Here is a 21,863-nt window from a genome sequence, read left to right on the forward strand (position 1 = left end):
TGCTGCCATTGCAAAGGAGCAGACCATGATACGTTCGCTATGGATCGCCAAGACCGGCCTTGATGCCCAGCAAACGCAGATGGACGTGATTGCCAACAACCTGGCCAACGTCAGCACCAACGGCTTCAAGAAAACCCGCGCCGTATTCGAGGATCTGCTCTACCAGAACATCCGCCAGCCCGGCGCGCAATCCTCCCAGCAGACCCAGCTGCCTTCGGGCCTGCAACTGGGTACCGGCGTCCGTCCTGTGGCGACCGAACGCATCCATATCCAGGGCAACCTGCAGCAGACCGGCAACAACAAGGACGTCGCCATCAGCGGCGAAGGTTTCTTCCAGGTGCTGCTCCCTGACGGCTCCACGGCTTATACCCGCGATGGCGCTTTCCAGCTTGATAACCAGGGCCAGCTGGTGACAGCCAGCGGCTTCACCGTGCAGCCGGCCATCATCGTCCCGCCGAATGCGCTAAGCCTCACGGTAGCGCGCGACGGCACGGTGTCCGTGGTGTTGCCGGACAACCCGAACAACGCCGTGCAGATCGGCACCTTCCAGCTAGCGACCTTCATCAACCCGGCCGGCCTGCAGTCGCGCGGCGAGAACCTGTATATCGAGACCGCCGCTTCCGGGGCCGCCAACATCAACCAGCCCGGCATGAATGGCACCGGCTTGCTGATACACCAATACCTGGAAACCTCCAACGTCAACGTGGCGGAAGAGCTGGTCAGCATGATCCAGACCCAGCGCGCCTATGAGATCAACAGCAAGGCGATTTCCACTTCGGACCAGATGCTGCAGCGCCTGTCGCAACTGTAACCCTGGCATGAACATGGGCGGCAAAGGACAATATATGCGATCGCTTATCTACTCAAGGACCTGGCTGGCATTGGGCCTATTGCTGCTCGGCAGCGGGTGCGCCGTCACCCCCAAGACCATTACCCAGGCGCCCAATACTGCGCGCCCCGTCGCCCCCGTGCAGACGGCCTATAATAGCGGCGGCATCTACAGCCCGGCGACCTACCGCCCCTTGCTTGAAGACAAGCGTGCGCGCCTGGTCGGCGACACCATCGTCATCAACATCACCGAGAACACTTCCGCCACCAAGTCGGGCACCAATTCCGCCAGCAAGTCGGGCGCGGTCAATGCCGGCATTACCGGCCTGTTCGGCCACAACGTGCCCAAGGCAAGCTTCAATGCCGCCTCGGACAACTCCTACGACGATGCCGCCGCATCCAACTCTCGCAACGTGTTCACCGGCACCATCAGCGCCACCGTGACGGAAGTCCTGCCCAACGGCCACCTGGTCGTCAGCGGCGAAAAACAGGTAGCGTTCGACCGCGGCACCGAGTTCGTGCGCTTTTCAGGCGTGGTGGACCCGATGTATGTCGCCGCCGGCAATACCGTCGCCTCGAGCCGCGTTGCCGATGCGCGCATTGAATACCGCACCAACAGCAATATGGACGCTGCCCAGGTGATGTCCATCCTCACCCGCTTCTTCCTGAGCTTCGTGCCTTTGTAAGGTTGACACCATGACACTCACACGCCCTCTCGCCCTGATCTCCGCGCTCGCTGCCTTATTGTTGGCTCTGCCGGCCGATGCGGAGCGCATCAAGGACCTCACCACCATCCAGGGCGTGCGCTCCAACCAGCTCATCGGCTATGGCTTGGTCGTCGGCCTGGACGGCACGGGCGACCAGACCACGCAAACCCCGTTCACGGTGCAAAGCATCGTCAGCATGATGCAGCAGATGGGCATCAACCTGCCCAGCGGCACCAACCTGCAATTGCGCAACGTGGCCGCTGTCATGGTCACCGGCAACTTGCCGCCCTTCGCCCAGCCCGGCCAGAACATGGACGTCACGGTATCCTCCATGGGCAACGCGCGCAGCCTGCGCGGCGGCACCCTGCTCATGACCCCGCTCAAGGGCGCGGACAACCAGGTGTATGCCATGGCCCAGGGCAACCTGGTCATCGGCGGCGCGGGAGCGGGCGCCAACGGCACCAGCACGCAGATCAACCACCTTGGCGCAGGGCGCATTTCTGCCGGCGCCATCGTGGAACGCGCCGTGCCTAGCCAGCTGACCGAAACCAGCACCATCAGGCTGGAGCTCAAGGAAGCCGATTTCTCCACCGCCAGCATGGTGGTCGACGCCATCAACAAGCGCTTCGGCAATGGCACCGCCACGCCGCTCGATGGGCGCGTGATCCAGGTGCAGCCCCCCATGGACACCAACAGGATCGCCTTCATCGGCAACCTGGAGAACCTCGACGTCAAGCCGTCCCAGGGCCCGGCCAAGGTGATCCTCAACGCACGCACCGGTTCCGTGGTCATGAACCAGGCCGTGACGCTGGATGACTGCGCCATTTCCCATGGCAACCTCTCCGTGGTCATCAACACCGCTCCCGCCATCAGCCAGCCAGGCCCGTTCTCCGGCGGACAGACGGTGGCCACCCAGGTTTCCCAGGTGGAAATCAACAAGGAGCCGGGCAAGGTCATCAAACTGGATAAGGGCACCTCGCTTGCCGACGTGGTGAAGGCGCTGAATGCCATCGGCGCCACGCCGCAGGATTTGCTGGCCATCCTGCAGGCCATGAAGGCGGCAGGCTCGCTGCGTGCCGACCTGGAAATCATCTAGGAGCACGGCGACATGGCTGCCTACAATCTCAATACGGATATCAACGGCAGGATGGCGGCCGATGCCAACAGCCTGAACAACCTGAAATACGCTGCGCGCGACAACAGCCCGGAATCGATCAAGGCCGCGGCAGTGCAGTTCGAAGCCTTGATGATCAACATGATGCTGAAAAGCATGCGCGACGCCACGCCCAAGGAAAGCATGTTCGACAGCGAGCAAAGCCGCACTTTTACTTCAATGCTAGACCAGCAGCTCAGCCAGCAGATAGCCAACCGCGGCACCGGCCTTGCCGACATGCTGGCCCGCCAGCTGCAAGGCAAGTTGACCAGCGTGCCGCCGGAAGCGCTGGATTCCCTGGGCCCCACCCCGAGAAGCATGCCGCTCAATGCGAGCCAGTCGGCGGCCAGCGTCACTAGCACCAATCAAGCCCTGCCGCAGAATGCGCGTGAATTCGTGCAGCAGATGAGCCAGCATGCGGAGACGGCCAGCCAGGACAGCGGCATCCCCGCCTACCTGATGCTGGGCCAGGCGGCGCTGGAAACAGGCTGGGGCAAGCGCCAGATTACTGGCGCCGACGGCACTCCCAGCAACAACCTGTTCGGCATCAAGGCCGGGCCGAACTGGAAAGGCAAGACGGTAGACGCGCTCACCACCGAATATATCAACGGCATGCCGCAAAAGCGCATCGAGAAATTCCGCGCGTATGACTCGTATGCCGATTCGTTCCGCGACTTTGCCAACATGATGCGCAACAACCCGCGCTACGAGAATGTAATGGGCAATACCGGCAGCACCGCTGGCTACGCCCAGGCGATGCAGGACGCGGGCTATGCCACCGATCCCCAGTACGCCAGCAAGCTGCGGCGGGTGATCGAAAACGTCACGGCCGCTTAAAGTTTACAAATTTTATGCCGTTCACCCACTTACGTAACCTTGATCGATACGCCCCATGTCCAATATATTCAACATCGGCAAAACTGCACTCAATGCCGCCCAGGTAGGCATCAGCGTCACAGGGCACAACATCGCCAATGCCAATACCGATGGCTATTCGCGCCAGGTGATCGTGCAGTCCACCAACCAGGCGCAGAACTGGGGTTTCGGCTACCTGGGCAACGGGACGCAGGTCGACACGGTCAAGCGTATCTACAACGACTTGCTGTCGCGCCAGATCAGCAACAGCCAGTCCATCGCCAGTTCGATCAACACCCAGCTTTCCAATATCAACCAGATCAACGACATGCTGGCCGATTCGGAAGCGGGCCTTTCTCCTGCTATCCAGGATTTCTTCGACTCGATCAACGACCTGTCGTCCGCACCCAACGACGCGGCGTCGCGCCAGGCCATGCTGTCCAACGCGGAAGCCTTGGTGAGCCGCTTCAACAGCCTGGGAACCCGCTTGCAGGAAATGCAGAGTTCGGTGAATTCGCAGCTTACCGCCAGCGTCAATACGGTCAACCACTACGCCAAGGAAATCGCGCGGCTCAACGAAGCCATCGACCTGGCGACAACCAGCACGGGCCAGCCGCCGAACGACCTGCTGGACCAACGCGACCAATTGGTGCTCGCGCTGAACAAGGAAATCAAGGGTACCGTCGTGGTGCAGGACGGCAACAAATACAATATCTCCATCGGCAACGGCATCCCGCTGGTCAACGGACTGACCGCGTATTCGCTCACCACGGTCAACTCGCCCACAAACCCGGGCAAGCTGGAAGTCGCCTACCAAGTCGGCTCGACCGTCTCCATTCTCTCCGAACAAAGCCTGCAGGGCGGCGTCATCGGCGGCTTGATCGAATACCGCCGCGAATCCCTGGACAAGGCCCAGAATACATTGGGGCAGATCGCCGTCGCACTGGCGCAGTCGTTCAACACCCAGCACCAGCAAGGCCTGACCAACAACAACGTGCAAGGCGGCAATTTCTTCAACATCCCCTCACCCCAGGTGAATGCCAGCAGCCGCAATACTGGCAATGCCGATATTTCCAGCAGCATTACCGATGCCAACCTGTTGACAGCAAGCGACTACCGCCTGCGTTATGACGGGTCGAACTACATCGTCACCCGCCTCAGCGACAATACCGTGCAAACCTTCGGCAGCCTGCCGCAGACGATAGACGGCGTCAGCTTCACCCTGGCAAGCGGCGCCATGAACACGGGCGATGAATTCCTCATCAGGCCGACAGCCAATGCGGCGACCGATCTCTCCGTGGCAGTCAAGCAGATCGCTGACATCGCCGCCGGCGCGCCCGTCATCGCGACTTCGGCTGCGAGCGGCAACACCGGCAGCGGCGCGATCAGCGGCGCCACCGTGAGCAACGGCTACGCCAGCGCCCCGCTCGCGAGCCCGTTCACCCTGAGCTACAACAGCGGCGACCTGAGCGGCTTCCCCGCCGGCGAGGCCATCACGGTCACCACCAGCGCGGGCGTCACCACGACTTATCCGGCGGGCAGCACAGTCCCGTACAGCGCCGGCGCCACTATCAGCGTGGCAGGCATCAGCTTCAGCCTGAGCGGCGCCCCTGCGGATGGCGACCAGTTCACGATTGCGGCCAATACCAGCAATGCCGCGGGCGATAACCGCAACGCGCTGCAACTGGCTGCCTTGCAAACCGCGAAGACCATGCTCAGCGGCACCGCATCCTACCAGGACACCTTCAACCAGCTGGTGAGCTACATCGGCAATCGCACCCGCGAGCTGCAAGTCACGGGGGCTGCCGAGGATGCGCTGCTGGCGCAATCGATTACCGCGCAGCAAAGCGAATCCGGCGTCAACCTGGATGAAGAGGCAGTCAACCTGATCCGCTACCAGCAAGCCTACCAGGCGGCAGGCAAGGTGATGCAGATTGCCAGCACGCTGTTTGAAACAGTGCTATCGATCAGATAAACGAGGAACGTGCCATGCGTATCAGCACCAACACCCTATACCAGAACGGCCTGAACAGACTCTCGCAGCTGCAGGTTGAGCAAGACCGCCTCATGCAGCAGATTTCGAGCAAGAAGCGCATTCTGACGCCTGCAGACGACCCTGTAGGCGCAGCACGCGCGCTGGAATTGCAAAACGCGCAACGCGTCAACACGCAATTCGAGCGCAACCGCATGTTCGCCGAAAACGGCATGAATGCAATAGAAAGCAACCTGCAAAGTGTCACTGACCTGCTGATCGCAGCAAAGGCCAGGCTCACCGAGGCAGGCAACGCCTCCTATGACGACACCCAGCGCAGCTATATCGCCATCGACCTGAAAAACGACCTCGAAGCGCTGGTCGGCCTGGCCAACGCCCAGGATGGCAGCGGCAACTACCTGTATGCCGGCTACAGCACGGATACCGTGCCCTACACGCTCAATGCGGCAGGCGCCACCTACAACGGCGACAACCAGGTCCGCCAATTACAGGTATCCAATACCCGCCAACTGCCGGTTGCCGACAACGGCCCCAATGTCTTCCAGGCGAACGGCAACGACATCTTTGCCGCATTGGCGACCATTACCGACTTGCTGCAGACACCGGTGGCCAGCGATGCCGACGCCCAGGCGTTGCAGGACGGACTGGCGGCGGCGAGCGACGCCCTGCAAGGCACGCTGGACAATGTGCTCACTGTGCGGGCCCGCAATGGTTCCGCCCTCAAGGAGATCACGGCGCTCAATAGCGACGGCGACAGCCGCGAGTTGCAATATGCCAAGTCTCTATCGGAACTGCAGGATCTCGATTACGCCAAGGCATTGTCCGACCTGGCCAAGCAGCAGACTGTGCTCGAGGCCGCGCAGAAGGCTTTCGTTGCCACCACCAGCCTTTCCCTGTTCAACTTGATCTAAATCCCAAGCGCGGCCAACAACACTCTCCTGGCGTTGTTGCCCTGCCTTGTCGTACCGCTTGTACGGCCTGTGGCAGAGCGTCTAGCCAGGATCGCTTCGCTGGGTTTTGTCAGCCGCTCCTGTTAATAGCGCCAAGCCGAGCTGGGACTAAGCAACGATACCAGCCGCTTTCAAACAAAAAGCCGGAAGAACACTCCGGCTTTTTGTTTGCTCCTCAGACTAGGCGTGCTATACCCCGAGCGCCTCCACCCATGACAAGGCCGCGATATGCGAGTCGTTGACCTTGTTCGGGTCAAGCTGCAGGCTTTCCGCCAGGGCAATGATGCGGCTGTTGTCCTGGTTTTCACACGCCTCAGCCAGCTGCAGGAATGGCCCATATACGCCCTGGCGGTGCAGCAACGCATCCTTTATGGCATCTGGCAGGTCTATCTTTTCCAGCACCTTCTCCATCGGCATTTCCAACATCAGGTCGAGCATGGAGAACACGCCTGTCACAAACAGGTTGTCGCGTCCGGTCTTGTCGAAATAGCCCTCTCCGAGGAGCTCGGTCAGGCGGCCGCGCGTGATCGAGGTTTTCATCAGCGCGGGCACGGCAGAATTCTCCCCTGCCGTCACCATCAGCAAGGTCAGCCAGCGATATAGCTGCTTGGTGCCTATAATCGTGAGCGCATGGCGCAGGGATTGTATTTCGCAGGATAAGCCGAACCCGACGGAGTTGATGTAGCGCAGCAGCTTGAAGGACAGCGCGGCGTCGCGCTTGAAGCCGTTTTCGATATCGGGGATGTCGGCATCGCGGCTGACCATGTTCAGCAGATCCAGCACGGCGGAGAACGCCGGATTGATCACCTTGGCCGTGAAGGTCTCGGTGTGGGCGAAATAGAAGCCTTGGATCAGGTGGAAGCCAATATGGTGGCACGCCTCATACTGGTGATGATGCTCGACCCTCTCCGCCACCACCGTGACGCCGAGAATCTGGTATTCGAGGAAGCGCCGCGCCACTTCATCCATGGTATAGGCGAGGATATCGATCTTGACGTAATCGGCATAATCGATCAGCGCGGAGCCCACCAACGACTCGCCCTTGTCCTTGAGCGCGATCCGATAGCCGCGCTGGCGCAGGAACTGGCAGCGCTCCAACACTTCATTGCTCGGCGCCACCAATGACTCCAGCTCGAGTACGGCCTTTGCCGGAGGCAATAGCTCCAGCAGCTCGCTGTGCAGCATTTCCTCGCTGATGTTGAGGAAGGCCAGCTTGTCGCCCAGCAGCCATTGGGTGCCCATGTCGTTGATAGTGTTCATCAGCACGCGGTTGCAGGCCTGCAGGCTGTTTTCGTATACCGCGGTCGTCGCCTCGGCGCTATGGCGGAAGAACAGCTCGTAGGCCACGATCTCCTGCGACGGGTTCATGATGGGTTGACGGCCAATATATGCCTGATCTTGTTCCATACAATCAAAATTTCCAGATGACGTTCTATTTAAGCGGCCAATAAAAGTAAAACTTGATGGGACGAAGCAATGAAATGTTCTGCGAACCGCTTTTCGCTTTTATTATTCCCGTGGCGCCTTGACGACAGGATGCGCTATCTCCTGCATGAAGCTCATGCTCTCGTGCATCAGCTTCTGCACAGGCTGCATCATGTAGGGCAATGCCAGCATCAGCAACAGAAATCCCAACGATATTGTAATCGGGAAACCGATGCCGAACAGGTTGAGTTGCGGCGCGGCCCTGGTCAATACGCCGAGCGCCAGGTTTGCCAGCAGCAATGCCGTGATGATGGGCAACGAGATCAACAAGCCGGCACTGAATATCTTGCCTCCCCACAGGGCGATTTTATAGGGATTCAGGCCGAAATTCGGCTCCGCGGTGATAGGAAAGCTGGAAAAACTCTCGGCCAGCGTGGAAATCACGACCAGGTGGCCGTTGATGCTCAGGAAGATCAGCATGGACAGCACCACCAGAAACTGCCCGATCGCGGTGCTCTGCCCCTGGGTCTGCGGGTCGTAGAACATGGCGAACCCCAGTCCCATGGTCATCCCCGCGGCATGCCCTGCCAGCTCTACCGCCGAGAAGATGATGCGCAGGCTGAAGCCCATCGCCGCGCCAATGAGGACTTGCTGGCACAGGATCAGCAAACCGTTCATGGAAAACACCGATACCGGCGGGATATCGGGAATGGCCGGGATCACCGCCACCGTCAATACCAGGCCGAACCCCAGCTTGATATTGTTCGGCAGCGCGCGGTGGTTGAACAACGGCGCGATTGCGATGAAGGCGAGTATACGCGTGAGCGGCCACATCAGGGTCGCCACCCACACCTGCAGGAACTCGCTGGGGATCGTCACCATGCGGATTCATTCACCCCGCCAGGGTGGGAATGCTCGTGAATACCGTCCTCAGGTAATCCGTAAATACCGACAGCATCCAGGGCCCGGCAATCAGCAGGGTGGCAAAAACGCCCAGAAGCTTCGGGATAAAGGTCAGCGTGGTTTCGTTGATCTGAGTCGCGGCCTGGAAAATGCTCACCAGCAAGCCGATGGCCAATACTACCAGCAATATCGGGCCGGCCATCATCAACAATACCTCCGCCGCCTGGCGCCCCATGGTCATGACTTGTTCGGGACTCATGCTCATCTATCTGCCCTCTCAATAGAAACTCTGCGCCAGGGAACCCAGCAGCAATTGCCAGCCGTCCACCAGCACGAACAGCATTAGCTTGAACGGCAAAGCCACAATGGCCGGCGATACCATCATCATCCCCATCGACATCAGGATGCTGGCCACCACCATATCGATGATGAGGAACGGGATGAAGATCGCAAAGCCGATCTGGAAGGCGGTTTTCAATTCACTGGTCACGAACGCCGGCACCAAGACGCGCAACGGCACCTCTTCAGGGGTGGCAACGGCATCGGTGCGCGACATCTTAAAAAACAAGGCCAGGTCGGATTCGCGCGTTTGCTTGAGCATGAACTCCTTGAGCGGAATGGAACCGCGTACCATGGCTTCCTGCATGGTGATGCGCTCCTCGTCGAACGGCTGGTAGGCCTCGGTATAGATGCGCTCAAATACCGGCCCCATGACGAAAAAGGTCAGGAACAACGCCAGCCCCACCAGCACCTGGTTGGGCGGAGATGACTGCGTGCCCAATGCCTGGCGCAACAATGACAGCACGATGATGATGCGGGTGAACCCGGTCATCATGAGCAAGGCGGCGGGCAGGAACGACAGCGATGTGAGCAGAATCAGGGTCTGGATGCTCAGGGAGTAATTCTGCCCTCCACCTGCCGCCGGCTGGCTATTGATCAGGCCCAGGCCGCCAGGTTCCGCGGCGTGACCCAGCAGCGGCAGGCCAAGCAGCGCCAACGATAGTAAAACGGGAAAATAGCGTGATGGCATGGCGGTTCAGGGCTTTCTTTGCAGGGACTTGTTCAGCCAGGCTGAAAACGGCGTCGCCGCCTGGTTGGTTGTAGGGCCCGCCAGCGGAATTTCCTCGCCTGGCTCAAGATCAGCGAGGCTGGTGACTTGCCCGGGCGCGACACCCAGCACCAGCCACCGTCCCGCGACCTCGACCACCACTACGCGCTCGCGGCTGCCGACGCTGACGCCGCCGACGATGCGCACCACGGATTGCTGCTTGAGCCCTGGCGTCATGCGCTTCATCAGCCAGGCAATGCCTATCATCACACCCAGCACCAATGCCAGGCCCAATACCATGCGCAACAAGCTGCCGGTCGCGGAAACCTCTTCGGCGGCCGCCCATGTCACTGCCGGGCTAAGCAGCAAGCCCGACAAGGCCAGCCTGTATGCAGCCAGGCGTTCTGTATTCTTCATGGAAACCGGCTCTGTTACTTGTTAATTTTACGAATGCGCTCAGCGGGCGTGATGATGTCGGTCAGCCGGATACCGAACTTGTCGTTCACCACGACGACCTCGCCTTGGGCGATCAGGCAGCCGTTCACCAGCACGTCCATCGGTTCGCCTGCCAGCCCGTCCAATTCGACAACCGAACCTTGGGCGAGCTGCAGCAGGTTCTTGATCGCGATCTTGGTGCGGCCTAGCTCTACGGTCAGTTGTACCGGGATATCCAGGATGAAGTCGATATCATTCTGGGTTTCGTGCAGTTTGTTCTTGGCAGAAAACTCGGTGAACACCGGCGCCTGCTCCGCCTTGCCGCCCTGCAGCGCCGAGGCCTCGGCCTCTTCTGCCTGGCTTTGCTCCGCCATGGCGGCGCCCCAGTCGTCCATCAACTGCTCGTCATTGGGATCAATCGCCATCGGATACCTCTCCTTTTACATATTCACTGGAATTTGATCGCAGCAATTTCTCTACACGTAATGCATATTGACCATTAAAGACACCATACTTGCATTGCATGACCGGCACGTTGTCGACCTTGGCCTCGACCGCCTCGGAAATCGACAGCGGGATCACGTCGCCCACCTTCATGTTGAGGATGTCCCCCAACGTCATTTCCGCCTTCGCCAGGTCGGCGATGAGCATCACTTCCGCGCTCTGTATCTGCTGCGTCATGAGACGCACCCAGCGCTTGTCCACGCCTAGCGCCTCGCCTTGCAGGGGCGAAGTGAGCACGTCGCGGATCGGCTCGATCATCGAATAGGGGAAGCAGAAATGGATCTCGCCGCTGACGGAACCCAGCTCGATATTGAAGGTGGTGGACACCACGACTTCGTTGGGCGTGGCGATATTGGCGAACTGGGTGTTCATCTCGGAACGGATATACTCGAAATCGAGCTTGTATACCGGCTCCCAGGACTTGGCATAGGTCTCGAAAACGATCGCCAGCACGCGCTGGATGATGCGCTGTTCGGTCTGCGTGAAATCCCGGCCCTCGACGCGCGTATGGAAGCGCCCGTCGCCGCCGAACAAGTTATCCACGATCAGGAACACCAGCGTCGGGTCGAACACCATCAGCGCCGTGCCGCGCAACGGCTTCATCTGCACCAGGTTGAGGTTGGTCGGCACCACCAGGTTGCGGATGAACTCGCTGTACTTGGAAATCTTGACCGGGCCTACCGACACCTCCGTGGTGCGGCGCAGGAAATTGAACAGGCCGATACGCAGCAAACGGGCAAACCGTTCATTGATGATTTCCAATGTCGGCATGCGCCCGCGGACAATGCGCTCCTGGGTGGCCAGATTGTAATTGCGCACCCCGGCCGGATCGACGGCAGGCGTGTCATCCTCCTGCTCATTGGTCACCCCCCTGAGCAGGGCGTCGACTTCTTCCTGGGAGAGAAAATTATCCGCCATGGTCTGTGTGCTTAATGGATGATTACTGAATTACGAATGAAGTAAAGAACACATCATTCACCGCCTGCGGCTTGGCTCCCGGTGAAAACGGCTCCGAAAGCTGGGCGATGATTTCTTGGGCTAGAGTCTTCTTGCCCTCCATGCTCAGCAGCTCCGAAGACTTCTTGCCGCTCAACAGAATCAGGATACGGTTGCGCACGCTGGGCATGTGCATCTTGATGATATCGGCCTGGGCCTGGTCCCCCACCTGCACCGTCAGGTCCACTTGCAGATATTGGTCGTCGGGATCAGGCTGCAGGTTAACGGTAAATGTATCCAGGGTAACGAACACAGGCTCCTTCGTCACCACCTTTTCTTCCTTGGACTTGTCCTGGCGGTTGCCGGAGTGCTGCTGGCTGAAATACCAGTAGGCGCCGCCCGCACCAAGCGCCAGTATCACCAATCCCCCGGTCAATGCCAGGATCAGGCCTTTTTTTGATTTTTTTGGCGGAGCCTCTTTTGCCGCCTCTTGTTTTGCCGCCTGTTGCGCCATCTGCAATCCTTCGCCGTTCTGCTATCCGTTAGGAAATATTATGAAAGAATCGCCAGAATAGCATGCGGGAAATAGAAGGAGGAAATCGCGCCAAATCCATGGATAGGCGCTAGGCTGACAGCCAAGGGATTATCTTCTCGAGCAGTGAGGTAGAGAACTAAACCGCTTTCCGGCTTTGCCATAGGCAGCACAGAGAGGCCGGAAGCACGTTGTCAGAGATGCTTAAAACTCAGCGAAGCGTTCCTGGCTAGGCGCTCTACTATAGACAATACAAGCAGTAGCAAGGCAGCGCAACGACGCCAGGAGAGTTTTGTTAGCTGTACTCTCAGGCAAAAGTATCGACCAAGCCCATCACCGTCGCGGCCTTGGTCAATACTTGGCTGGTTTCTTCGCCCTGGCTAGCGGGATTGCTACGGACCATGCCGGCCGCCTGTTGCTGGGCCTCCTGCTGTCCGGACCGCACATTGGCCTGCCCCAGCTGCAACCCGGATTCGCTCATCATCTGGCGCAGGTTGTCCATGCCGTCCTCCAGCGCCCGGCGCACGTCCGCCTGGTCGGAGAGGAAGGTGGTATCTGCCTGGTTGTTGTGCACATGGATCACCACCTGCAACGGCCCGAGATCCGGCGGATTCAACGTCAGGGAAGCTGTCTGCTCGCCACCGGCCGCCATCCACACCACTTTTTGCCCGATGGCCTGGTTCCAGCCGGGCTGTCCAAAAGGCGTAGGCACCTGGTTGCTGCGCACATCCATCGTCGCAGCTGCCTGCTGTGCTTGCTGCGCCTGCGGCAAGGACGCCGTCACGCCGGGCTGTGCCTGCTGCACCTGTTCCAGTGCATCAGCAAACGGTGCGGATTGTTCGTTACCGGCCACAGCCTTGGCTGTCGATGCAGCCGTTGCCTGCACGGCTGCCTTGTCCCATTCGGGCTCGACGTCATCCATCTTGTCCTTGCCAAGCCACTCCACAGGCTCACGCTTCACATCCAGCCTGTCAGGCAGTTCGGCAACCTCCACGATAGGCCGGCGTTGCACGTCGGGGGTGACCGCAGCCAGCGTCGGCTGCCCATCAATGGGCAAAGGCGCCTCTTCAGCGGCGGTCAATGTCGCATCCTTAGCCTGCAACACGTCTTCTCCGGTAACGTCCGCCACCACATCCTCGGGCGCAAGGCCTTGTCCAGCGATGAGTTCGGGCGCAACCAGTTCAGGGTTCTCAAGGTTCACTGCTTGCTGCCCTTCGCTCCCCAGACTGAGCTGCAATTGCAGGCGCTGGCGCAGCAATGCCTGCTCCGCGCTGCCGGCCAGCCTGGCTTCGTTTTGCACCTGCTTGGCGAGCACCTCCTTGAACGCCGGGCCGTCATTGGCGGCATTCGCCTGCTTTGCCGACTTGGCGGCGGCAGCACTGGCCGCGGCATTGTTGAGGATCGCCGCCTGGTTGGGCACGGGAATATTCTGCATGGTCAAGCTCCTGCTTATTGCCTTGTCTGGTTGCGGCTTACACGCGTTGCGTGTTCATCCATCATTTTCTGGTCCCGTTTGAGCTCAATCGCGTTTGCACGCTTGTCGGCACGGTCGATCAGCACATCGTAGGACATTTTCTTTTTCTGACACTCCTGCCACTCCTGCTTGCGCAGGTGATGCACCTGGCGCAAGCGCTCGACATTCTCGGTCTGGCTGACAATGGCTTGCGACAGCTTGCCGAGAAAGCTCTGGTAGTTCTGGTAGATTTCCGCCGTCATGCCGTTCGCCATAGCATGGTCGCGCTGGCTGACATAATCGGCACGGTATTGCATCAGCAGGTTCAAGCTTTTTTCCGCCTCGGCCAACTGCCGGTTGGCTTCGCCCAGGCGGTCTGTGGCGACATCCACATCCTTCTCCGCCAATCCCTGCAACGTCGTCAATACCACTTTCTTCTGGCTAGACATGCCGTTTCCCCTCTGGCTTGTTCATTAATGCACTCCCGCCGCTCCCACCAGGCCGGCCAGCGCATCTACGCTGTCCTGCCAGCTGGCAGATTCCTTGATGTCCTGCTGCAGAAACGCCTCGATCGCCTCATGCCGCATGATGGCCTCGTCCAGCACCGGGTCGCTCCCGCTTTCATAAGCGCCGACATTGATCAAGTCCTGGTTGCGGGTGTAGCGGGAATTGAGCTGCTTGAGCTTGCGTGCGTTTTTCTGGTGTTCCGGCGATGTGATGTTATGCATCGCGCGGCTGATCGACTGCTCTATATCGATGGCAGGATAATGTCCGCTCTCGGCCAGGCTGCGGCTCAAGACGATATGCCCGTCGAGGATCGCGCGCGCGGAATCGGCAATCGGGTCCTGCTGGTCGTCGCCCTCGGTCAGCACGGTATAAAACGCCGTGATCGAGCCCTCGCCCGGCCTGCCGTTGCCCGCACGTTCCACCAGCGCAGGCAGCTTGGCAAATACCGAAGGCGGATAACCCTTGGTTGCGGGCGGCTCGCCGATCGCCAGGGCGATCTCGCGTTGCGCCATCGCATAGCGCGTCAAGGAATCCATGATCAGCAATACGTCCTTGCCCTGGTTGCGGAAATACTCGGCAATCGCCGTGGCGTAACTCGCGCCCTGCAATCTCATGAGCGCCGGTACATCGGCGGGCGCGGCCACCACCACGGAACGTGCAAGCCCTTCAGCGCCGAGAATCTGCTCGATGAACTCCTTCACCTCGCGGCCACGTTCGCCGATCAAGCCGACAACAATGACTTCCGCCGTCGTATACCGCGCCATCATGCCGAGCAGCACGCTCTTGCCCACGCCCGAACCCGCGAACAAACCCATGCGCTGACCGCGGCCGACGGTCAGCATGCTGTTGATGGCGCGCACCCCGACATCCAGCACGTCCTCGATCGGCGCACGCGACAAGGGATTGAGGGGGCGCGTGTTGAGCGGCACGCTGTTTTCACTATTGAGCGGCCCCAATTCGTCCAAGGGGCGCCCGGCAGCGTCGACAACGCGGCCAAGCAAGGCCTCGCCTACCGGCAGATGCCGCGCGCGATCAATGGCGCGGCGGCGCGGATGCTTGGCCTGATTGGGCTTGGGCAATGCTTCCGCCACCTCCAGCGCAAAGACCTTGGCGCCCGGGGTCACGCCCTCGACGCCGCTCTGCGGCATCAGCAGCATGCGTCCGCCATCGAAGCCGACAACCTCAGCCTCGACACGGCGGCCTTCCGCAAGGGGTACATAACATGCGCTGCCGATCGGCAGCTTGATGCCGACCGCCTCCATCACAAGGCCCGTCAACTTGGTGATGCGGCCGGAGACTTCCAACGACTCGACGATCTCCAGTATCTCGCTGCAATCATTGAGATACTCCTTCCAGCCTTGCTGATGGGCCAGCGCGCTATTCATTCGGCTCTACCCAGTTATTATGTTGCGCAAGAGCATCGCAGATGCGCTTCCAACGCGTGCCGTTGCTGGCGTCGATCTGGTTGTCGCCCGTTTCCACCATGCAACCGCCGCGCTCCAGGCTGCTGTCTTCATGGATATGCCAGTTGCTGTCGGCCATATCCTCTTGCAGGTATTTTTTCACGACCAGCGCATCGTCCGGATGCACGATCAGCCTTGCCGGTTTCTGCACTGTAGGCAAGTAATGAATAGACTCCTGCACGATAGGCAGAATCACGGTAGGATCCACCCTCAACCTGTCCTTGACCATCGCCTTGGCAATATCCAGCGCCAGGGCAAGCAGTTGTTCCGAAATCGCCTCATCGGCCGTCTTGAGCGCTTCTTCCATGCTGCCGAGGACGGCAAGCAGACGCTCGCGGTCCTGCTGCACCTGCGATGCGGCATCGGCAATGCCGGTATCAAAGCCCTGCTGCAAGCCGATTTTGTAGCCTTCGCGCCTTGCCTGTTCCAGCTCAGCCTCCAGGCGCGCGTTCTTCTCTTCCTCGCTTTCCTGGACAATTTGCGGTGCCACAGGCGCTGCAGCGATTGTTTTCTCCGATGCTTCCTCGGCAAAAGAAGCCATCTCCCAGCGCTGATACGCTGTTTGCTTCTCTTTGGGAATCACCACATTAGACATAAGCATCCTCACCCTTGCCGCCCAGTACGATCTGGCCTTCGTCGGCCAGCCTGCGGACTATCTGCAGTATCTGTTTCTGCTGGGTTTCCACCTCGGACAGCCTGACCGGGCCCTTGCTTTCAAGGTCTTCCTTCATCATTTCAGCGGCACGGCTGGACATATTGCGGAATATCTTGTCCCGCAATTCGTCGGTCGTGCCTTTCAATGCCACGATCAGTGTTTCGGACTGTACCTCGCGCAGCATGATCTGGATGCCCTTGTCGTCAATATCCATGATGTTATCGAACACGAACATTTCGTCCATGATCCGTTGCGCCATTTCACTATCGTAACTCTTGAACCCGTCCATCAGGTGGGTTTCATTTTCACTATTCATGTAGTTCATGATTTCGGCTGCTGCCTTTACGCCGCCGATCTGCTGCTTCTTGATGCTTTCATTCCCACTCAGCAGCTTGGTCAGCACATCGTTGAGCTCGCGCAGCGCCGTCGGCTTGATGCCGTCCAGGGTAGCAATGCGCAACATGGCATCCTGGCGCAGGCGCTCGGTGAAATAGCCGAGGATTTCCGCAGCCTGGTCCGGCTCCAAATGCACCAGAATCGTGGCAATGATCTGCGGATGCTCGTTCTTGATGAACTCGGCCACTGTCTGCGCATCCATCCATTTCAGGCTTTCGATGCCACTGGAGTCACGCGTCTGCAGGATGCGGTTCAACAGGCCTGAAGCCTTGTCGTTGCCCAGCGCCTTGGTGAGCACCGAGCGGATGTATTCGTCGGAATCCAGGCCGATCTCCGTATTCTTTTCCGCCTCGTCCATGAAAGAGGCCAACACGGACTCCACCTGGTCGTGTCCGATCGACTTCATCGACGCCATGGCGGTGCCCAGCTTCTGCACTTCACGCGGGCCAAGGTATTTCATCACCTCGGCAGCCTCGTCCTCGCCGAGGGCGAGCATCAGTACCGCGCTTTTGACTACGCCATTCTCACTCATTGCCGTTCACCCAGTTCGTCACAATGCTGGCCACTACCTTGGGGTTTTCCTTTGCAAGCTTCCGCGCAGTTTCCAGGTTCTTTTTGTAGGTCCGCTCCGCCGGGCTCCTGGCTTCCTCTTCTTCCAGGCTTCCGGCCGCCATGCCGCCCTCGACGTCGGACAGGCGGACGATTGCATCCTGATCCTCTTCATCCAGTTTGGCAAGCTCGTCCTTCTTTTCCTCCTCTGGCGAAAGCTTGCGCAGCAAAGGGCGCAGGAAGCGGCGGTACAGCATGTACAACACCAGCAGGACCAAGCCGTTCTTCAGCCACTCCTTGGCCATGTCGATATTTTCCGGATCCTTCCACAATGGCACTTCAGGGAAAACCTCGGCAATATCCGGCATGAAGGAGCTGTTGACCACGCTCAGCGAGTCGCCGCGCTCTTCATTGAAGCCCATGGCCTGCTTGGCAAGGTCGCTGATCTGGGTCTTCTCGTCGTCGGTCAGCGGGCGCGTAGTCACCTTGCCTTGCGCATCCACCACCGACTTATGGTTCACCACCACCGCCACGGTCAGGCGCTTGATGCCGCCCATGGGCTGCTGCTGGTAGCGGACGGTCTTGTCCACTTCATAATTGGTCGTGGTATTGCGCTCCGAGTTCATGATCGGGGTCGTCACCGTGGTGCCGGGCGGTGTCGTCGTCGTGGTCGTCACCACATTGGCATTGGTCGTGGTGGTGGGTTCGCTGCCGGGGGCGACAATCGGCGCAGTGGCTGGCGCCGGCGGCTGGTTGGTCAACGCGCCAGGCACGCCGCCCGTCCCTTGCCCAGGCAATGTCTGTGACTCATTGTTCTGGCTGCTGCGGATGGCTGCACTGTCTGGTGCCTGGTTGGGCTTGTAGATTTCGGCAGCTTGCTCCACCACGGAAAAATCCACTTCGGCGCTGGCTTCGGCATGCACGTTCTTGGCGCCGACCAGTGGCGCAATAATGGACTCGACCCGGCGCACAATGTTTTGCTGCAGCTCATCCACATACTTCAACTGGGTGGGGTCGAGCTGGTTATTTGCGCCGGCATCCTTGCCGTTGTCCGAGAGCAGGTTGCCGTTCTGGTCGACCACGGTCACGTTGGAGGTCGGCAACTCAGGGACACTGCTGGCCACCAAGTGCACAATAGCACTCACCTGGCGCTGGTCCAGGGCCCGGCCAGGATGCAGGTTCAGCATGACGGAAGCCGTCGGCTTCTGCTGGTCGCGCGTGAATACGCTAGGTTTCGGCATGGCCAGGTGGATGCGTGCCGCCTGCACCGCGCCGATCGACTGGATGGTGCGCTCAAGCTCGCCCTCCAGGCCGCGCTGGAAATTCACTTGCTCGACGAACTGGGAAACGCCGAACTTCTGGTTTTCCAGCAATTCAAAGCCGATATTGCCGCCCTTGGGCAGGCCTTGCGAAGCCAGTTTGAGCCTGATGTCATGCACATTGTTCGCGGGCACCAGGATGGCGCTGCCGCCTTCGGCGATCTTGTACGGCACGTTCATCTGCTCCAGCGCTGCGACAATCGCGCCTCCGTCCTTGTCGGAATAGCTGGAGAACAATACGCGGTATTCCGGCTTCTGGCTCCAGAGCCAGAACACCACCATCAAGGCGATCACGGCAGCGGCACCCAAGGCCAGCAGCAGCTTGTTCTCCAAGAGCGACTTGAAGTTGAACGAGCCAGGTGCTGGTGCTCCGGTGGTGGTGTCCGCGGCCAGGGCCGCTTCGTTGGCTGCTGCCATATTACTTCTCCCATGCGATGGCAAGATACTGGTCCTTAGAGCCGCTCACATACCTCTTCTGGCGTTGTTGCTCTGCCTTGCCGTACTAGCTTGTACTGTCTGCGGCAGAGCGCCTAGCCAGAAATCGCTTCGCTGAGTTTGTGAGCGGCTCTTATCACTGCGATGCCATTATCACGATCAGCTTGCAAATTTAATCAGGAAAATAAGCCAGGTTTTACCGCCCTATTCCCATCAAAGAAGCATGTTGGCGAGTGATAAGCTGCTGCCATGTTGAAATAAGTCCGCAAGGACCGCAGCAACCAGGAGAACTCCATGAAAACTTCAGCGATAGACTCGGGCAGGATAGAATCCATGCTGGCGCAGCTCAAGGCGGCTGCTCAAAAACCGAGTACGGAGGCGTCGGTACAAGGCGTCACCGGTAGCGGCATTGCCCAGAAGCCGCAAGCGACCAACCGCGTTGACTTTGCGGAGGTCCTGAAATCCTCGATCAACCAGGTCAACCAGGCACAAGTAAAGGCGGAGGATTTAGGCAAAAGCTTTGCGATGGGCGATGACAGGGTCAGCTTGTCTGACGTCATGATTGCCGGGCAAAAAGCCAATATCTCGCTGCAGGCCACCATTCAGGTACGTAACCGGCTGGTATCCGCCTATCAGGACATCATGAACATGCAGGTGTAAGCGCCTGTTCAATGCCTCACCACCAGCTAATGCAGGCAGTTAGCTGATTTCGGATGGAATCAGGGGCTTGGGCGGGGGTGCATCCTCGCCATGCTCCAGGCGATACAGCCAGGCCAGTATTTCCGCAATCGCCTGATACAAGGCTGGCGGGATATGGTCATCCAGGTCGACTTGCATCAGCAACGCCAGCAGCTCCCTGGATTCATGGACGAATACGTCATGTTCCTTGGCCTTGGCAATGATCTGCTCGGCAATGATGCCCTTGCCCTTGGCGACCACGCGCGGCGCGAAGTCGCCGGACTCGTAAGCAAGCGCGATCGCCTGCTGTTGCAATACGGGATCATTCATCGCGCACCACCGTCAAGGCATCCAATGCTTGCCCGCGACTAGTCAATGCTGTGGCCAGTGCCGGCAGCTCGGCCTGCAGGCGCTTGATGGAGGCCTGGTCCGCCGCGGCGATACGCACGCGCAAGCGCCCTGCATGCAAGGTGATGTTCGCAGCGATGGCCCCCAGGCTCGGCAGCTCCAGCCGTACATTGCTTGATACCGGCCTATCCTCGGGATCAGCGTTCTCGCCATGCTCGTCGGGGTTGACCGTCGCTTCATGCAGCTGCACCTGCCAATCCATTTTTTGTCCGGACCAGACTTCTCCCTGCCAATGGATGCGTTGGTTCTCCAGCACGGCAATCTGCTTGTTGATCATGGATTCAGCGGCTATATGCGGCTGGTTCTGCGGCTCCTGCAACAGGTTGGCCAACGGCAGCTTGCCCGCAGTGAACTTTTCAAGGTGTGATTCGTAGAACAGGCCGGAAGTGGTCAATGCCCGCTGGATGTCCTGCGCCATCACGCGCGGGTTTTGCGGTGCATGCGTCACGACCTGCTGGCCAGCCAAGGTCTTGGAGGTTTCACCATTGGCTGCCTGTGCCAGTTGCTGGCTCAGAATACGCGCCCCGCTGCTGAGCGCAGCCGAAACGCCCTGGTCGGCTGCCGGTGTCGCCAAGGGCGTGGCGGACAGCAACGTGCCCGGCGGTTTTGCCGTGTCGAGCTGCCCTGCCTGCTGGCCCAGCAAGCGGAAAGTGGGAACGGGACTGTCGCCAACGAAGCGCAGCAGCATCTGCTGGCCCACGGCAGCCTGCTGGCCAAGTTCCATCTTGAAGGTGTTGCCCTGCACGTTGACCTGGAAGACGCCTGGTTGCAGGCGGCTCATCACCTGGCCGAAGTAATTCTGACCCTTGGTCAGCTGGGCAATGCGGAAATTAAGGTCCTGGACATTGCTGGCAATCTCCTCGACCGCCTGCGCCGGAGCGACCCTGGCAAGCGGGGCGACAGCGGCGGCAGGGTCGGGAGATTGCTTGATAATCATCTGCCGGGCCGTATCAACTGCTTGTAGGTATCGAACATCTGCCGGTTGGCGGCGTTGTTGGTGAGGATATCGGAAAGACGCACCATCCACGGGTCGATGATGTTGCGGATTTCACGGTCGGAATCCAGGATGCGCTTGAGATGGGAAAACTTGATTTTCTGCTCAGGCTCGCGCAGTGGCTCGTCGCATGTATCCTCGTCGGCACGCTTGATACGTGCGGCGCACTCGGCCTCGAGCACAGCCAGCTTCTCCCAGTCATGCTGCTTGGCGGCCGCCAGCATTTGGTCGGTAATGTCCGCCACGGCCGCATATAAAGACAAGGTTTGCTGAGTGCTCATGAATATGCCTTTTCCAACTGGTGCTGGTTTTGTTGTTGAATGTCCTGACGCGGGGCCGCATCCGGCGATTGGCCCGCAAGAGCAGACCAAGCCTCGTTCAGCTCGTTGAGCAATCTTACCACCTCTTCCACTGCCGCAATATCGCTTTGGCTATTGGCAAGATACAGGCGCTTGCTCATATAGGCGTACAAGGAATCCAGACTGTTGGCGATCTCTCCGCCCGCCTTGCTGTCCAGGCTGGCACGCAAGCCGTTTTCTATGATCGAAATAGCCTTGGTCAGGTCGGCGCTCTTGCCCGCATAATCCTGCTCGCGGATATGCTTGATGGCAAGGTTGCACGCGGCAATGGCGCCTTCATACAACATGACGATCAAGCGGGTAGGGCTGGCAGCCACCACGCCAGTTTCCACCCCGACTTTTGCATAGGCATTGACACCTGCGTTGAACCCGAACATG

25 protein-coding genes are annotated in these 21,863 nt (G+C 59.4%); 7 read left to right on the top strand and 18 right to left on the bottom strand.

What is annotated here, in order from left to right; all coding sequences use genetic code 11:
• The first annotated feature begins 25 nt into the window (after positions 1-25).
• The 6 genes from flgG to flgL are packed head-to-tail and all read left to right on the top strand — an operon-like array spanning position 26 to position 6,447.
• Complete coding sequence (gene flgG / locus ACJSDX_RS05660; RefSeq protein ID WP_309566543.1) at positions 26-811, top strand: flagellar basal-body rod protein FlgG; 786 nt, start codon at positions 26-28, stop codon at positions 809-811.
• A gap of 34 nt (positions 812-845) precedes the next feature.
• The gene (locus ACJSDX_RS05665; protein ID WP_309566544.1) at positions 846-1,514 is read left to right on the top strand and encodes a flagellar basal body L-ring protein FlgH; all 669 of its coding nucleotides are present in this window, start codon (positions 846-848) and stop codon (positions 1,512-1,514) included.
• Between the two features lie 10 nt (positions 1,515-1,524).
• Entirely contained in the window at positions 1,525-2,631 is a 1,107-nt protein-coding gene (locus ACJSDX_RS05670; RefSeq protein ID WP_407993867.1) for a flagellar basal body P-ring protein FlgI, read from the top strand.
• Between the two features lie 12 nt (positions 2,632-2,643).
• Positions 2,644-3,525, top strand: a complete 882-nt coding sequence (flgJ, locus tag ACJSDX_RS05675) for a flagellar assembly peptidoglycan hydrolase FlgJ (protein ID WP_407993868.1) — start codon at positions 2,644-2,646, stop codon at positions 3,523-3,525.
• A gap of 55 nt (positions 3,526-3,580) precedes the next feature.
• The gene (gene flgK / locus ACJSDX_RS05680) at positions 3,581-5,518 is read left to right on the top strand and encodes a flagellar hook-associated protein FlgK (protein WP_407993869.1); all 1,938 of its coding nucleotides are present in this window, start codon (positions 3,581-3,583) and stop codon (positions 5,516-5,518) included.
• 14 nt (positions 5,519-5,532) lie between these two features.
• Positions 5,533-6,447, top strand: coding sequence for a flagellar hook-associated protein FlgL (gene flgL / locus ACJSDX_RS05685; RefSeq protein WP_407993870.1), 915 nt, complete (start codon positions 5,533-5,535; stop codon positions 6,445-6,447).
• Positions 6,448-6,675: 228 nt separating this feature from the next.
• Here flgL and ACJSDX_RS05690 read toward each other — a convergent pair whose 3' ends face one another.
• From ACJSDX_RS05690 to fliF, 14 genes are all read right to left on the bottom strand, one after another.
• Positions 6,676-7,893, bottom strand: a complete 1,218-nt coding sequence (locus ACJSDX_RS05690; RefSeq protein WP_407993871.1) for an EAL and HDOD domain-containing protein — start codon at positions 7,891-7,893, stop codon at positions 6,676-6,678.
• Between the two features lie 102 nt (positions 7,894-7,995).
• Positions 7,996-8,793 carry a flagellar biosynthetic protein FliR gene (fliR, locus tag ACJSDX_RS05695; RefSeq protein WP_407993872.1) on the bottom strand — a complete coding sequence of 266 codons (798 nt, stop codon included), beginning with the start codon at positions 8,791-8,793 and terminating at the stop codon, positions 7,996-7,998.
• Between the two features lie 10 nt (positions 8,794-8,803).
• Positions 8,804-9,073: a flagellar biosynthesis protein FliQ gene (fliQ, locus tag ACJSDX_RS05700; protein WP_309566552.1), complete on the bottom strand. Its 270-nt coding sequence runs from the start codon at positions 9,071-9,073 to the stop codon at positions 8,804-8,806.
• An 18-nt stretch (positions 9,074-9,091) separates the two neighbouring features.
• Entirely contained in the window at positions 9,092-9,844 is a 753-nt protein-coding gene (gene fliP, locus ACJSDX_RS05705) for a flagellar type III secretion system pore protein FliP (protein WP_407993873.1), read from the bottom strand.
• 6 nt (positions 9,845-9,850) lie between these two features.
• Positions 9,851-10,279 (bottom strand): flagellar biosynthetic protein FliO, encoded by a 429-nt coding sequence (gene fliO, locus ACJSDX_RS05710; RefSeq protein ID WP_407993874.1) that lies wholly within the window; start codon positions 10,277-10,279, stop codon positions 9,851-9,853.
• Between the two features lie 14 nt (positions 10,280-10,293).
• Positions 10,294-10,722, bottom strand: coding sequence for a flagellar motor switch protein FliN (fliN, locus tag ACJSDX_RS05715; RefSeq protein WP_309566556.1), 429 nt, complete (start codon positions 10,720-10,722; stop codon positions 10,294-10,296).
• Positions 10,712-11,719, bottom strand: coding sequence for a flagellar motor switch protein FliM (gene fliM / locus ACJSDX_RS05720; RefSeq protein WP_407993875.1), 1,008 nt, complete (start codon positions 11,717-11,719; stop codon positions 10,712-10,714). Before fliM ends, fliN begins: the two co-directional genes overlap by 11 nt.
• 22 nt (positions 11,720-11,741) lie before the next feature.
• Entirely contained in the window at positions 11,742-12,251 is a 510-nt protein-coding gene (gene fliL / locus ACJSDX_RS05725) for a flagellar basal body-associated protein FliL (protein WP_407993876.1), read from the bottom strand.
• A gap of 325 nt (positions 12,252-12,576) precedes the next feature.
• On the bottom strand, positions 12,577-13,704 hold the full coding sequence (locus ACJSDX_RS05730) for a flagellar hook-length control protein FliK (protein ID WP_407993877.1): 1,128 nt from the start codon (positions 13,702-13,704) through the stop codon (positions 12,577-12,579).
• Between the two features lie 14 nt (positions 13,705-13,718).
• Positions 13,719-14,171: a flagellar export protein FliJ gene (gene fliJ / locus ACJSDX_RS05735; RefSeq protein ID WP_407993878.1), complete on the bottom strand. Its 453-nt coding sequence runs from the start codon at positions 14,169-14,171 to the stop codon at positions 13,719-13,721.
• A 24-nt stretch (positions 14,172-14,195) separates the two neighbouring features.
• Positions 14,196-15,614 (bottom strand): flagellar protein export ATPase FliI, encoded by a 1,419-nt coding sequence (gene fliI, locus ACJSDX_RS05740; RefSeq protein WP_407993879.1) that lies wholly within the window; start codon positions 15,612-15,614, stop codon positions 14,196-14,198.
• Positions 15,607-16,287, bottom strand: a complete 681-nt coding sequence (locus ACJSDX_RS05745) for a flagellar assembly protein FliH (protein ID WP_407993880.1) — start codon at positions 16,285-16,287, stop codon at positions 15,607-15,609. The genes fliI and ACJSDX_RS05745 overlap by 8 nt, the downstream gene beginning before the upstream one ends.
• The gene (gene fliG, locus ACJSDX_RS05750) at positions 16,280-17,275 is read right to left on the bottom strand and encodes a flagellar motor switch protein FliG (protein ID WP_309566564.1); all 996 of its coding nucleotides are present in this window, start codon (positions 17,273-17,275) and stop codon (positions 16,280-16,282) included. The genes ACJSDX_RS05745 and fliG overlap by 8 nt, the downstream gene beginning before the upstream one ends.
• A complete protein-coding gene (gene fliF / locus ACJSDX_RS05755; RefSeq protein ID WP_407993881.1) occupies positions 17,268-19,028 on the bottom strand; it encodes a flagellar basal-body MS-ring/collar protein FliF in 1,761 nt (586 codons plus the stop codon). Before fliF ends, fliG begins: the two co-directional genes overlap by 8 nt.
• Before the next feature lie 312 nt (positions 19,029-19,340).
• Between fliF and fliE the strand changes: the two genes are divergently transcribed.
• Positions 19,341-19,706 carry a flagellar hook-basal body complex protein FliE gene (gene fliE / locus ACJSDX_RS05760; RefSeq protein ID WP_407993882.1) on the top strand — a complete coding sequence of 122 codons (366 nt, stop codon included), beginning with the start codon at positions 19,341-19,343 and terminating at the stop codon, positions 19,704-19,706.
• A gap of 39 nt (positions 19,707-19,745) precedes the next feature.
• Here fliE and ACJSDX_RS05765 read toward each other — a convergent pair whose 3' ends face one another.
• Genes ACJSDX_RS05765 through fliS form a run of 4 tightly spaced genes read right to left on the bottom strand, consistent with a single transcriptional unit; the run spans position 19,746 to position 21,862 of the window.
• Positions 19,746-20,054: an EscU/YscU/HrcU family type III secretion system export apparatus switch protein gene (locus ACJSDX_RS05765; RefSeq protein WP_309566567.1), complete on the bottom strand. Its 309-nt coding sequence runs from the start codon at positions 20,052-20,054 to the stop codon at positions 19,746-19,748.
• The gene (gene fliK, locus ACJSDX_RS05770; RefSeq protein WP_407993883.1) at positions 20,047-21,069 is read right to left on the bottom strand and encodes a flagellar hook-length control protein FliK; all 1,023 of its coding nucleotides are present in this window, start codon (positions 21,067-21,069) and stop codon (positions 20,047-20,049) included. Before fliK ends, ACJSDX_RS05765 begins: the two co-directional genes overlap by 8 nt.
• Positions 21,066-21,407, bottom strand: a complete 342-nt coding sequence (locus tag ACJSDX_RS05775) for a flagellar protein FliT (protein ID WP_407993884.1) — start codon at positions 21,405-21,407, stop codon at positions 21,066-21,068. The genes fliK and ACJSDX_RS05775 overlap by 4 nt, the downstream gene beginning before the upstream one ends.
• Positions 21,404-21,862, bottom strand: coding sequence for a flagellar export chaperone FliS (gene fliS, locus ACJSDX_RS05780; RefSeq protein WP_407993885.1), 459 nt, complete (start codon positions 21,860-21,862; stop codon positions 21,404-21,406). The genes ACJSDX_RS05775 and fliS overlap by 4 nt, the downstream gene beginning before the upstream one ends.
• Position 21,863: the final 1 nt, after the last annotated feature.

The sequence above is a fragment of the Methylobacillus draconifructus genome, from assembly GCF_045984355.1.
GTDB classification, from domain to species: Bacteria; Pseudomonadota; Gammaproteobacteria; order Burkholderiales; family Methylophilaceae; genus Methylobacillus; species Methylobacillus flagellatus_A.

What these genes read in the sequence shown, in the direction of transcription:
- ACJSDX_RS05670 (WP_407993867.1), top strand. Translation starts at nt 1,525, where the DNA reads ATGACACTCACACGCCCTCTCGCCCTGATCTCCGCGCTCGCTGCCTTA.
- flgK (WP_407993869.1), top strand. Translation starts at nt 3,581, where the DNA reads ATGTCCAATATATTCAACATCGGCAAAACTGCACTCAATGCCGCCCAG.
- fliO (WP_407993874.1), bottom strand. Translation starts at nt 10,279, where the DNA reads ATGAAGAATACAGAACGCCTGGCTGCATACAGGCTGGCCTTGTCGGGC.
- fliJ (WP_407993878.1), bottom strand. Translation starts at nt 14,171, where the DNA reads ATGTCTAGCCAGAAGAAAGTGGTATTGACGACGTTGCAGGGATTGGCG.
- fliN (WP_309566556.1), bottom strand. Translation starts at nt 10,722, where the DNA reads ATGGCGATTGATCCCAATGACGAGCAGTTGATGGACGACTGGGGCGCC.
- ACJSDX_RS05765 (WP_309566567.1), bottom strand. Translation starts at nt 20,054, where the DNA reads ATGAATGATCCCGTATTGCAACAGCAGGCGATCGCGCTTGCTTACGAG.
- fliI (WP_407993879.1), bottom strand. Translation starts at nt 15,614, where the DNA reads ATGAATAGCGCGCTGGCCCATCAGCAAGGCTGGAAGGAGTATCTCAAT.
- fliS (WP_407993885.1), bottom strand. Translation starts at nt 21,862, where the DNA reads ATGTTCGGGTTCAACGCAGGTGTCAATGCCTATGCAAAAGTCGGGGTG.
- fliR (WP_407993872.1), bottom strand. Translation starts at nt 8,793, where the DNA reads ATGGTGACGATCCCCAGCGAGTTCCTGCAGGTGTGGGTGGCGACCCTG.
- fliK (WP_407993883.1), bottom strand. Translation starts at nt 21,069, where the DNA reads ATGATTATCAAGCAATCTCCCGACCCTGCCGCCGCTGTCGCCCCGCTT.
- fliL (WP_407993876.1), bottom strand. Translation starts at nt 12,251, where the DNA reads ATGGCGCAACAGGCGGCAAAACAAGAGGCGGCAAAAGAGGCTCCGCCA.
- fliM (WP_407993875.1), bottom strand. Translation starts at nt 11,719, where the DNA reads ATGGCGGATAATTTTCTCTCCCAGGAAGAAGTCGACGCCCTGCTCAGG.
- flgJ (WP_407993868.1), top strand. Translation starts at nt 2,644, where the DNA reads ATGGCTGCCTACAATCTCAATACGGATATCAACGGCAGGATGGCGGCC.
- fliG (WP_309566564.1), bottom strand. Translation starts at nt 17,275, where the DNA reads ATGAGTGAGAATGGCGTAGTCAAAAGCGCGGTACTGATGCTCGCCCTC.
- ACJSDX_RS05775 (WP_407993884.1), bottom strand. Translation starts at nt 21,407, where the DNA reads ATGAGCACTCAGCAAACCTTGTCTTTATATGCGGCCGTGGCGGACATT.
- flgG (WP_309566543.1), top strand. Translation starts at nt 26, where the DNA reads ATGATACGTTCGCTATGGATCGCCAAGACCGGCCTTGATGCCCAGCAA.
- ACJSDX_RS05745 (WP_407993880.1), bottom strand. Translation starts at nt 16,287, where the DNA reads ATGTCTAATGTGGTGATTCCCAAAGAGAAGCAAACAGCGTATCAGCGC.
- ACJSDX_RS05665 (WP_309566544.1), top strand. Translation starts at nt 846, where the DNA reads ATGCGATCGCTTATCTACTCAAGGACCTGGCTGGCATTGGGCCTATTG.
- fliF (WP_407993881.1), bottom strand. Translation starts at nt 19,028, where the DNA reads ATGGCAGCAGCCAACGAAGCGGCCCTGGCCGCGGACACCACCACCGGA.
- flgL (WP_407993870.1), top strand. Translation starts at nt 5,533, where the DNA reads ATGCGTATCAGCACCAACACCCTATACCAGAACGGCCTGAACAGACTC.
- fliE (WP_407993882.1), top strand. Translation starts at nt 19,341, where the DNA reads ATGAAAACTTCAGCGATAGACTCGGGCAGGATAGAATCCATGCTGGCG.
- fliQ (WP_309566552.1), bottom strand. Translation starts at nt 9,073, where the DNA reads ATGAGTCCCGAACAAGTCATGACCATGGGGCGCCAGGCGGCGGAGGTA.
- fliP (WP_407993873.1), bottom strand. Translation starts at nt 9,844, where the DNA reads ATGCCATCACGCTATTTTCCCGTTTTACTATCGTTGGCGCTGCTTGGC.
- ACJSDX_RS05690 (WP_407993871.1), bottom strand. Translation starts at nt 7,893, where the DNA reads ATGGAACAAGATCAGGCATATATTGGCCGTCAACCCATCATGAACCCG.
- ACJSDX_RS05730 (WP_407993877.1), bottom strand. Translation starts at nt 13,704, where the DNA reads ATGCAGAATATTCCCGTGCCCAACCAGGCGGCGATCCTCAACAATGCC.